We start from the raw sequence: 10,594 nt of genomic DNA, 5'->3' as shown, positions 1-10,594 counted from the left end.
CAGAGACCCGATTCGAGGGCGCAGTGCAGGCTGGGCGATCCAAATTCCGAGAGCGGGCGTTGGTGCTGCTTGCGCCATTGTTGTAACTGCGAGCGGCTTGCCACCGCGGTCCATCGGGAACTCTCCGGCCAGGGATGGCGTGACCAGAAAGCGGTGAAATCCTGCGGAACAAGAGCAACTGGATCGGCGCGCTCCAGCTTGCCCTTCTTTATAACGTATTCGAACAAGAACTCCGTCTGGAGTAACGCTGCCTTGAATGGGTGCGTTTATGTAGGCCATTTGACTTCCACTTAACAGCAGAACCGGTTCATTCCCGCCCTTCGGGGTCCAGACAATGCGCACTGCTCTGAGGGTTTGAGGAGAGTACTTACCTTCCCTGTAATCATCTTGTTCGCTCTGCCAGAACTTGCGCCATTGACTGCCGTTCTGCTCATAGGCGTAAGCCGATTCGTCATAGCTGCAGCTTGGAAGGGCGACCCCGGTTCGGACAATTAACGAGATGCCCTGTTGCATGTCGAGAGCGACCCGCTCCAGGAAGCCGCGGTCGCGCCACGGCGCGCATTCTACCTTTGACTCCGTAGTGCAGATCAGGTCTGCGCGGGTGAGTTCATCATTCAGTCGTTCTTGGAGCACCGTCGGATCCGGATTCCAACGCCCGCCGTTCCACTGAACAACACCAAGACGCGATTCGATCCACTCGCGAAGCACGTGCTTCGCGCGTGTCAGGTCTGGCGTTGCGCCCTGATTTGGTTCCCAGTAGTCAGCGCTCGCATGGGAAGCAACAGGCACGGATCGCGTCGAGCCGGGTATCCGCCGCCTTAACTGGGACAGGCGCGCCTAGCAGCAACAACAAAGGAATCACCGGAACAAGTCGGATACGATGACACAAAAGTCAGGAAGCCGTTCGGAGGTGATGACGGAGTCCTCAGCCAATCGGCAACCCTGATTTCGTTGCCAAATTGTGACGCTGTGAAGCGCGGGAAAGACCTGCCATACCTCCACGCCGGCTTCCAGATAGTCCCGAAGCTTTCGTTCCGTTTCGTTGGGCTGCTCCGAATCGGAGACGATCTCGATCGCGACGTCCGGAGCGATGCCGATCGCCTGATTGCTGCGTGGAATTTGCTGCAGCCGCTCCTCGGAAACCCATGCTACATCCGGGATTCGCGCGCAGTCGGACCGCAGCGCAAATTGCGTCTCGGCGAACGCACGGCCGGATCGGGTGCGCAGCCGGTACTCGGTGAGAATCTCGAACACAGTCGTTTTGATCAGCTCGTGAAGCGCGCCCGCATTTCCCACGACGATCAAATCTCCGTCGCTGAGTTCGTAATGCTTCCCGTTAGGTGGCCTTGGCAACTCGATCAGCGCATCGGGCGTCAGTGTTCCGGTATCGGCCGCCATCGAGTTGAGTCCGTCAGCTCTTGTTATCGATGATGAAGGTCGGCGCAATACCGGCCGAGGTGGAAAAACCACCGTTGCTGGTCGCGCTTAGGAAGCTCGAAAACCCGTTTACCTTGCCGAAGAACGCCTGCGGGTGCACGTCCACGTTCATCTCCTGGAATTCCAGGTGACCGTAGCTGAGCAAAGGAAACATCAGCCGCGCGGGCTCCACGCGCTCCTGCACCACGTGCGGGACGCGCTGCGCCTGCCGCATGGCCTTTTCCCACTCGTCCGCGCTCAGATCCTGCCCCATGAATTCGGGCGAATCGCTGCTCTCGTCGTTGGCCCGCAGAACCAACTCCTCGCGGTGCTCGCGCGTGTAGTCGATCAGTTCCACCTGCTCTTTGCCGCGGGTCGCCTTGCCGGGAACGAACAGACGCGTCCACGGCACATGCTCGGCGATCGCCTTGCGTTCGTTCTGCGGAAACTTCGCGGTCAGAGAGTCTTCCGTCAGCAGCGCCAGCATCGCCCGCTTGTGCGACATCTCGGATCGAAAGCTATTCACCACGCAAACCTTGTGGTCGCGATAGGCGTGCAGCAGCGGGTGGTTCAAATCGAAGCGGACCAGGAATTCCTGCACGCTGAAGCGCCGATAGACCAAGTCGATCTCGAAACTGCCGCTGCGCAGCTTGCCGCCGCGATACTCCAGTTGTTCCGGTGAGAGAATTGCGATCTCGAGACCTTCACTGCGGAAGTAATCGCGGAACAGCTCGAACTCGCTCTTGCGCGTCGGCTGGCGAAATTCCAGTAAAGCAATGCGGGGCCGCTTGGCCTTACCGTTCCCGTTGGCGTGGCCTGCATGTCCGTTCCCGTTGGAGCTACCATTAACGCCGCTCGTCGAAGCCGTGAACTGGCGGTACGCTTCCAACAAGGCCGATAAGAAAGGCTGCTTTCCGCCGGTGCGCGTCACCGTATACTTACGCCGGAACTCGACCAGCGGCGGCGAATCGTAGAAGATGTCAGCCAGATTCTCGGCATAAGCCACACCTGCCGGAGCGTCGCCTGTGTGCTGCGTCATCTGCAGCGACCCGTTCCCCAACTGTAAGTCGAGCTTCGAAAGCACGTCGGGCGATGCATAGCCGGGGTCGATTGCCGCGAGCATTTTCTCAGCCGGCAGCAGCTCGAGTTTGGCCAGCAGCCGGGGGGAGCCGAGCGCAATCCGCTGCATGCGATAATTGGCAGCAAGCAAGGCTTCGCCCGCCTTGACCACAGCGTCATACTGGCGCTGGGTGACAAAATTGGGCCGCAAAAAAGGGCACAATAACCGGCCGCCGGATGAAAGCTGCTCCGCTTCCATTCGCTCCTGGAGTTCTTTCACCCAGGAAAGATCACGGTAGGGCTCGGACTCGAGAATCTTGTGATAACGGGCGATCGCCTCGTTCAACTGGGACATCGCTGGAATGGCCGTTCGCACCCACAGTATTGCACAAAAAACGGGCGTGGGCTCTAATACAACTAAACCATTTCTTCATATCTTGTTGATAGTAAAGAAATAGTTTTTAGTTCCGCTATATAAGATGCGTCCCGGTTTCCAACAGTTTCAAACCTCCCGCAGCGACGGCCAATCGGGCTTCGTTTTCTCTTTCCAGGCCCGAACGCCCTCCGCAAAGTCCCCGTGCCGCATCAGTTCGTCCCGCATCGTCCGGCCGATTTCGAGCGCTTCGCCCAGCGGTTTTCCCCGAATTCGCCGCACGTAATCGAGCCCCGAACGTAGCGCCATCGCGCTGGAGCCGGCCACCATTTCGGCAAACGCGAGCGCTCGCGATTGCAGTTCGTCTTGCGGAACGATCTCCGATACCAGGCCGTATTCATGCGCATCCTCCGCGCTGAAAATCCGGCCGGATAGCGCCAGCTCGACAGCCCGGCGCTCCCCGACGGCCGCGATCATCGCCGGGAATATCAGAACCGGCCACAGCCCCAGCCGGATCTCCGTCAAGCCGAAACTGGCGTCTTCCGCGGCGAATAACACGTGCGCATTGGCAGCCAGGCCTGTCCCGCCCGCTATGGCCGGGCCATGTACTGCCTGAATCACCGGCTTCTCGGCCCATTCGCGAATGGTGAACAGCCGGTCGTGCGCGTCCGCCAGCGCCGTGTGGCCGGCGTGCTCGGCTTCCCGCAGATCCATACCGGAGCAGAAGGCGGGTCCAGCACCCGTGATCAACACCGCCCCGACTGCGGGATTCCGGTTGGCGTCCAGGATCGCCTGATTCAGCGCGCGGCACGTGGCAAGATTCAACGCATTGCGCTTCTCCGGGCGGTTCAGCTTCACCCGCAGCACGCGGTTGTGAAGCTGCACTTCAATCGACATCGATCTCCATCCCCAACAGCGCCGCGCCGAACGTCTTGCCCTGAGCGTCGACTCTCAGGGTCACCGTTCCGCCTCCGCCCAACGCCTCGTGCAGCAGGAAATTCAGCGCGCCCAGATTGGGGAGTTCAAACCGCTCCACGCAGCCTTTAACGCGATCGCCGAAGTAGGTCTTCACCCGCTCCGGCGTCAGCTCGCGGACTAATTTCGGGTAGTCCGCGGCACGCCAGGCAATTACTCCGATGTTGACGGTATCTCCTTTGTCGCCCGAACGGGTGTGAGCGATCTCGGAAAGCGGTACTCGCATTCATTCAGCGTAGCTCCAACGTGCGCACGCTACCCTTGAGACAGCGCATGTCGGGAGAATTCTTCTTTGCGGGGAGCGAACTCCGGGCTGGTTTACTGGCCGCGCACCCTGGAATCGCCCATGGTTTTGGAACACGCGACGGAGCGAGTCCCGAAGGAACGTTAACCACGGTGAAGCAGATTCATTCGACGCGCGTCGTTGATGCCGCGACCATCCTACGTCAAGAAGTCATTGAGGGAGATGCGCTGGTAACGAATCGACCCGGTCTCGCCGTGGCTGTAAAAACCGCCGACTGCTTCCCGATATTGCTCGCCGATCCGGTAGCCCATGTGGTCGCCGCGATTCACGCGGGCTGGCGCGGCACGGCGGCCGGGATCGTTACCAGCACCATCGAACGAATCCGGGAGCTTTACGGCAGCGAGCCAAGAGACATTCTGGCAGCCATCGGTCCCGGGATCGAAGCGTGCTGTTTTGAAGTAGGTCCCGAAGTCGCGCGCGAGTTCGCGCACTGGGACCGCAGACTTTACTGCACAACGACGAAAGAGATGGTCGATCTCGCGGCTGCAAACGCGCACCAGTTGGCCGATTCGGGCGTACCACGGAACAACATCGCGCACGCGGGCTTGTGTACCGCGGACCGTACCGACCTCTTCTTCTCGTTCCGCAAAGAGCGCGACCGCGCCGGGCGCATGGTGAGCTGGATCGCTCTTCGCCCGGACACTACGACCGGCCAATAAAAATGGGCGCGGAATGTTCCGCGCCCACTTTTCGGGTAAATCCCTGCGAAGATCTTATGCGGCGTTGGCCAACAGACTGTCGAGCGTTTCCTGCTCTTCGAATTCGTGGCGATCGGCGGCTTCCTGGCATTTGATACAGAACGCGGTCTGGGGAACCGCGTTCAGGCGCTTCAGGTTAATCTCTTCGTCACAATGCATACAGATCCCGTAGGAACCCTCGGCGATCCGGGCCAGCGCCCCGCGTACCTGCCGTAACAGGTTCGATTCGCGATCCAGATTCCGAATTGCAAGCTCACGTTCACCAGCCAGTTGGACCTCGTCCAGCGCGTCCGGCGTTTTTTCGATCGCAATGTCTTCGCGGTTCCGCAAAGCGCCGCCCAGTTCTGCCCGTCGCGCTTCCAGGATGGATTTGAATCTATCCAACTCAGCCTTTGTCATTTCCCTTTACTCTCCTAACAATATCCTTGTGTCATTAAGACGATCCAACGACCAGAAGGTTTCAAAACTTTCGCGCCTCGCACTCTAGAAATCTGATAGGCACCGGCTAACATCTTCCTATTACATCCGTATCGGAATCTCAGAACGACTGACTGGGAATCTCCGGAAGCACGCGAATTGCCAAACCATCGCCGATTTGAAACGACTGCAACATCGTCACAAATGCCGGGTATTCTTATCGGATTTATTTTCCGAGAAGTTTACCCTTTAGCCGGAAATACGGAACGAAGCGAATCGTACCTCCCGCCGGGCAGATCAGCACCGGCAAGAGGGGCTGTTTTCGGAGTGCTTGACTCCATCCCGATGATGCTCGCCGGCTGAAAGAATCTCTTTGAGCCGTTCGGGACCGAGTCAGGATCGCACGCCGGGTTCAGCATGTCAACCCCTAAACAGAACTTTTTTTACAGGACCCACCCTCTCCGGGTATCCGATACTTTTCAGACGATAAAGATCCCCGACGCGTTCATTTTGTTTTGAGGTTGATCTCGTGTACGATCGCGCCGAGTTCGCGCTGATCCTGACCGGACGGCGGCTCCGATTTGCTCAGCGCAAAATTCACGCGGATGGTGGATCCCGTTAAAGCGGCGGCGGGGATGTCCTGAGAATACGTATAGTCGCCGGACCTCGAGAATGTTTGCGGCGGAAGCGCCGTTCCGTTCACGTCGGCCGACAGAGTGGTCGAACCCAATTGAGACATCTCCGCCGCAGGGAAGGTCAGCTTCAGGTTCAACGTCGCGCCGTTGCTTCTCGCCTTGTCGTTTACCGGAAGGAGGACCGCGAACTTCCCGGCCGTCCATCGCCACGCATGGTCTTCGACGCCGTAGAATCCCGCGGCCAACTGACGCGCCGCCGACGGATCATTCGCGCGCACGCGGGCCGTTAATGGACGATTCGGATCGTCACGCGACGACATATGGCAGCTCGCGCCAGCCAGCAGAGCCGCTCCCGTAAGAATCGTTTGGATCCAGCGCCGATTTTGCATTCCCATCAATATATCTGCTTTTCGAAGTGAAACACCTGGAAGATGGGCCGGGCATGGGAGTCCGTGACGACCTGATCGATCACTTCGCGGTAACCCCCAGCGCCCGCGATGCGCTCGAGATGTTCATCCACTTGCGGAAACGCCTCATTCACCGGCGTGTACTGAATCCATTGGATGCCGGGAACGCGTGCCAGAGCCGCGAAACCGCAATCGGAATCGGCGGGCGACGCACTTTTGACGAGGCATTCCGACAGATTATCGACATTGACTTTTCCGGCGGTTAGGAAAACCAGGGAGTTCAAGTACCCCCAATCGACAATTTCGAACCGCGTTCCGGGGCGGGCCTGAACTGTCCGGGCGAGCGGATAGATCGCGTCCGACCAGGTCGGCGAGAATCCGTTCGCCAGGAAACCGGCGACATATTGATTGACGGTGAGCAGTTCCTGCGCGAACAGCCCGCCGACGATCGCCAGCGATCCCCAGCGCAGCGCGCGAAACCGTCCGCCCGCGAGCGCGCCGAACGGAATCGCAAATAGAATGGCCGGAAAGGGCCACAGCAGGATTTCATGGTGCGCCGAAGCGCCGGCTCCTTTGGTAATCAGCATCTGCAAAAACGCGACAGCCATTGCCACAAGCAGAAACAGCATCTGACGGCGCTCCCGCCTACTCACGATCAATAGGCCCGGAACGATCGCAGCCAGAAGCCACCACTCGAACCCGGTCCGGTGACGATCGCCCGCCTTGTGCGTCAGCCACAAAGAGCCGCGCTGCCACGCGGAAGACGGGGTAAAGGGCGCTGCCGAGGCTGTGTTCGGAACTAGCATGTCGAACAGGATCACGCCGTCCAAGGTCTCGCGCAGGGCGTTCACCTTGAGTGCGGTTTCATCCAGGACAAAATGCGAGTTCTGATCTACGGTTGCGCCGCGATGGGTCACGTTGTAGGCGATCAACGGAAACGCGCCCATGAAAAGCGCGGCCAGAGCGATGCCTGCCGCCCGCGCTCGCACGCGAGCTAAGACTTGTCGCGGATAGACGCACAGAGCCGCGATGACGAGCCCGGACAGCGGCCAGATGAACAGCGCTTTGTCCCAGAGCCCGAGTCCCCAGGCGAAGAACGCGACGGCCAGCCACATCTCGCGGCCGCTATCGAACCATCGCAGCAGACTGACCCAGCCGGCCATCAGCAGAAAATGCTGGAGGGCTACCGGGCCCCAATCGAGTGTCCCGGTAAGAAGAAAGGCGGGGTCGGCAGCCAGCAGCACGGCCGCGATCGCGGCGGCAGCCAGACCAGCGACGCGGCGCGTATATAGCCATGTAAGAGCGATGGCCCCGATACACAGGAAAACGGGTGGAAGGCGCAAGACCCACACCGAGGGGTGAAAGAGCCGAAGCAGGGGCAAATAAAGCAGCGTTTTTAGAGCGCCAAGATAGCTGATGATCATCACCTGCACGTAGTGCCGGTGTGAGCCGATCGACAGGAAAGGTACCGACGGTTGATAGAGCGGGTTAGCGAAAATCACCTCGTCGTTTTGGATTCCAGGTAACGGGATGAGTAAGATCGCGAGAGTAAGAAAGACGGCGCACGCCAGAACCAGCGGCAACAGCACCTGGACGCGCTTAGATCGAGCGGATGGTAGCGGCATCCAGCACATCGGCTCCGTCGCGTTCGGACCGCCTACCGAGCCAAAGGGTAAGTCCAAGGCCCAGAGTAAGTAACAGCAGCCCAGCGTAGATCGTCCCCGGCCGGTAAGTCATTACTACCTCGTGCGTGCCGGAACCAACGGCAACCGCTCTAATGGCTTGATCGGCCAGTAAGATGGCCGTACTGCGGCCATCCACCGTCGCGCGCCAACCCGGATACCAGTTGTCGCTGACCACCAGCAACCCCTGACAAGCCATTTGGACGCGCACGCGAACCGCCGCTTCCTGTTCGTCGATGGACTGTATTTGATCGCCGTCGCATGCGGCCACACGCGGCGAAGTCCCTCGCATGACGACGGCTGATCGCAGATCGAGACTGCCGCTGTTCACCCTATCGAATGCAGCCTGATCGTTGGGCGCATTGACGACTTGATGTACGGTCCACGCGCGTGGAAGCGCATCGGGATTCGCAAACACCTTATAGCCGGCGGGGTCGGAGAAAATCTCCTGCTGGGCCGACCGCGTCGCCGCTTTGCTGATCGTGTATCGCACCCCGTAAAGCTGGGCCACGCGATCGTTCCACGGTCCGAGGCGGTGCAGGCTGGTAGGAACGCTGGCACCCGTGGCGTAAACTGCGTCAATCCGATTCCAGTCACCGAACCCGAACTCGATGTCTTTGTCGTTCCACTCAACGCGCAAGGGCTTTGGCTGTTTCCGTAAGAAATCGGCGACGTCCTGCGTTTCGAAGAGCGGTTTCAGATAGGTTGCGCGCTGCGTGTCGTTCTTGTGTACCCAGTTCCAAGGCGCTTCATTGCCTTGTTCAATCACGATCAATACGGCCAGTAGCCCAACGGCTGCGGTTCTGCGCAGATATCCCAGGTAACTGGCCCGGTAAACGGCGGCAGCGAGTACTCCTAAGAGGGCGATGACGCCAACGCGCGGGTCGGCATCGACTACGTAGCTTGTTACCGTGGGCCGAAGATACATATCGAGATAGAACAGGCCCAAGGTAATTCCGCCAAACCATAGCAGGACGCGAATTACACCGCGGCCGCGAGGTGCATCGACACCCGTTAATACCACCGACGCGCCGATCGCAGTCAGGACTGCCGCGCATAAGTGGAAGATAGAGAAAGCCATCACCGGCTCGCGCGCTTTTTCCACCATGGGAACTAATGCGTAGAAGAAGCCATAAAGCACGTCGTTCTTCGGCATGGAGTAGAGTAGCGCGCACACGCCGAGCACGACGAACAAGCGCACTTCGCGCCTTTGAAACGCGCACCAGACGGCTATGGCAATCAGACTCAAAGCGACGACGCCCACAAACGGATCGGCGTAGATTCCATTGCCGCCGGGAAAGAAAAGATGGAGTAAGTCGACAGGCTTCATCCCCAGGGCTTCGTGTTCAGGGATCGGGATGCGGTCTCCCCAAGCGTGCTCACCTAAAGTCCACCGCAAAGACCGTTTGCCGTATTCAATGGCGGGAAGCACTTGAGCGGCGCTGACTAACGCCAGAGCCGCGACCATGACGCCGATGCGCCGAAGAGTTTCCATGCGGAAGCCCGGCCGCATGAAAAGGTATGTGAGAGCTGTCCCGAAGACGGCGAGGGTGAGGCAGATCGAAGGTCCGTGATGGCCGCTCAGCCAGGAAGCGCCCAGCGACGCTCCGGTAAAAGCCGCATTGCGGATTGGTGTTCGCCCTCGTAGCGTGCGCAGCAGAAACAGGAATACCAAGGGCGCCCAGATCGCCGCCGCCAGCATCTGCGGCCAGCCGGTGTTTCCGATGTAACCGGCGGTCCCGTAGAAGATCGCGCCCAGTACCGAGGCCGGCATCGGGCAACTTAGATCGCGAAACAACGCGTAAGCGAATAAGGCGGCCGTGAAGTGGATCAGTACAAACCACACGTGTACCCAGTAAACTTGTATGTGGCCGGTCGAACTTACGGGGAACAATGCCAGTAAGAAGGTAAAGGGACTCAAAACACCGGGCTGTACTTGCCCGATCAGAGATTGACCCGCGCATTCATAGCGGTCCCAAAGCATCCACGAGAAGTGGCGGAGCGCGTGGACTTGCACGTCCAGCCAAGGCAAGACCTGGCGCGCGCCATCGGGGTCTTCGAGGAACGTGTACTGCTTGGTTAGCAGCAGCTTCCAATAGACGGCTACTAACCCGGCCAGAATGACCAGCGGCGCGCGGACGTTAGACGCGATGCGCCGCACGCGCACCGGTAGGCCGGCCCTGACGGGTGTTAGTAGACCAGGCAAGAGTCGATTGTACAGTGTCAGAACCGACTCCCTCACGGTCGCGGCTCAGTAACCAATGAATTTACTGAGCCGCGCGCGTGAGCAAGCGGTCTTTTTGGACTTTAGACCTGGCCCCCTACGCGAGTAAGTCCGCGCTGTCGGCTTCCCGCCGCCTTTGCAAGAAACCGGCGCCGGCCAACCCGATCAACAGGCAAGCAAACCCGGCATAAACGGAAGCCGGCCGATACACCACCCGAACCTCATGCGATCCCTTCGGCACAACTACACCTCGAATAACGGTATCGACGCGCCATAACTCGGCTTCATGTCCATCGACTGTCGCGCGCCATCCGGGGTACCAGCTATCCGAAATAACGACTAATCCCCGGCACTGCATATCGACTTTCACATAGCTGTATTCCGCGCTCTCGATTATCTTCAAG

The 10,594-nt window shown here is 59.3% G+C and carries 11 protein-coding genes; 1 reads left to right on the top strand and 10 read right to left on the bottom strand.

Translation table 11 applies throughout. The features are described 5' to 3' along the window. The 5 genes from H1Y01_RS19445 to H1Y01_RS03155 all read right to left on the bottom strand — a co-directional run. Positions 1-227, bottom strand: a 227-nt coding sequence (locus H1Y01_RS19445) for a hypothetical protein (protein WP_219341222.1), incomplete at its 3' end; no start/stop codon positions are given. Between the two features lie 631 nt (positions 228-858). Then, a complete protein-coding gene (locus tag H1Y01_RS03170) occupies positions 859-1,398 on the bottom strand; it encodes a Uma2 family endonuclease (protein ID WP_180538705.1) in 540 nt (179 codons plus the stop codon). A gap of 13 nt (positions 1,399-1,411) precedes the next feature. Continuing rightward, the gene (locus H1Y01_RS03165) at positions 1,412-2,851 is read right to left on the bottom strand and encodes a hypothetical protein (RefSeq protein WP_180538703.1); all 1,440 of its coding nucleotides are present in this window, start codon (positions 2,849-2,851) and stop codon (positions 1,412-1,414) included. 126 nt (positions 2,852-2,977) lie between these two features. Next, a complete protein-coding gene (locus H1Y01_RS03160) occupies positions 2,978-3,745 on the bottom strand; it encodes an enoyl-CoA hydratase/isomerase family protein (protein ID WP_180538701.1) in 768 nt (255 codons plus the stop codon). After that, entirely contained in the window at positions 3,735-4,049 is a 315-nt protein-coding gene (locus H1Y01_RS03155) for an AtuA-related protein (protein WP_180538699.1), read from the bottom strand. The genes H1Y01_RS03160 and H1Y01_RS03155 overlap by 11 nt, the downstream gene beginning before the upstream one ends. 47 nt (positions 4,050-4,096) lie before the next feature. On the opposite strand from H1Y01_RS03155, the gene pgeF reads away from it, so the two are divergent. Beyond that, positions 4,097-4,786: a peptidoglycan editing factor PgeF gene (pgeF, locus tag H1Y01_RS03150; protein ID WP_180538697.1), complete on the top strand. Its 690-nt coding sequence runs from the start codon at positions 4,097-4,099 to the stop codon at positions 4,784-4,786. Positions 4,787-4,840: 54 nt separating this feature from the next. On the opposite strand, the gene H1Y01_RS03145 is transcribed toward pgeF, so the two are convergent. The 5 genes from H1Y01_RS03145 to H1Y01_RS03125 form a co-directional block, all read right to left on the bottom strand. Beyond that, positions 4,841-5,224: a TraR/DksA family transcriptional regulator gene (locus tag H1Y01_RS03145; protein ID WP_180538695.1), complete on the bottom strand. Its 384-nt coding sequence runs from the start codon at positions 5,222-5,224 to the stop codon at positions 4,841-4,843. Positions 5,225-5,747: 523 nt separating this feature from the next. Next, positions 5,748-6,266: a hypothetical protein gene (locus H1Y01_RS03140; protein WP_180538693.1), complete on the bottom strand. Its 519-nt coding sequence runs from the start codon at positions 6,264-6,266 to the stop codon at positions 5,748-5,750. A gap of 5 nt (positions 6,267-6,271) precedes the next feature. Next, the gene (locus tag H1Y01_RS03135; RefSeq protein ID WP_180538692.1) at positions 6,272-7,909 is read right to left on the bottom strand and encodes a glycosyltransferase family 39 protein; all 1,638 of its coding nucleotides are present in this window, start codon (positions 7,907-7,909) and stop codon (positions 6,272-6,274) included. Beyond that, positions 7,884-10,172, bottom strand: a complete 2,289-nt coding sequence (locus tag H1Y01_RS03130; protein WP_180538690.1) for a YfhO family protein — start codon at positions 10,170-10,172, stop codon at positions 7,884-7,886. Before H1Y01_RS03130 ends, H1Y01_RS03135 begins: the two co-directional genes overlap by 26 nt. A 115-nt stretch (positions 10,173-10,287) precedes the next feature. Then, on the bottom strand, positions 10,288-10,594 hold a 307-nt coding region (locus tag H1Y01_RS03125; RefSeq protein ID WP_180538688.1), incomplete at its 5' end, for a YfhO family protein.

Source organism: Nevskia soli (assembly GCF_903970205.1).
Taxonomy (GTDB): Bacteria; Acidobacteriota; Terriglobia; order Bryobacterales; family Bryobacteraceae; genus Bog-113.
The sequence above is the reverse complement of the archived record's forward strand: the minus strand, read 5'-3'. Positions and strand labels throughout refer to the sequence as shown.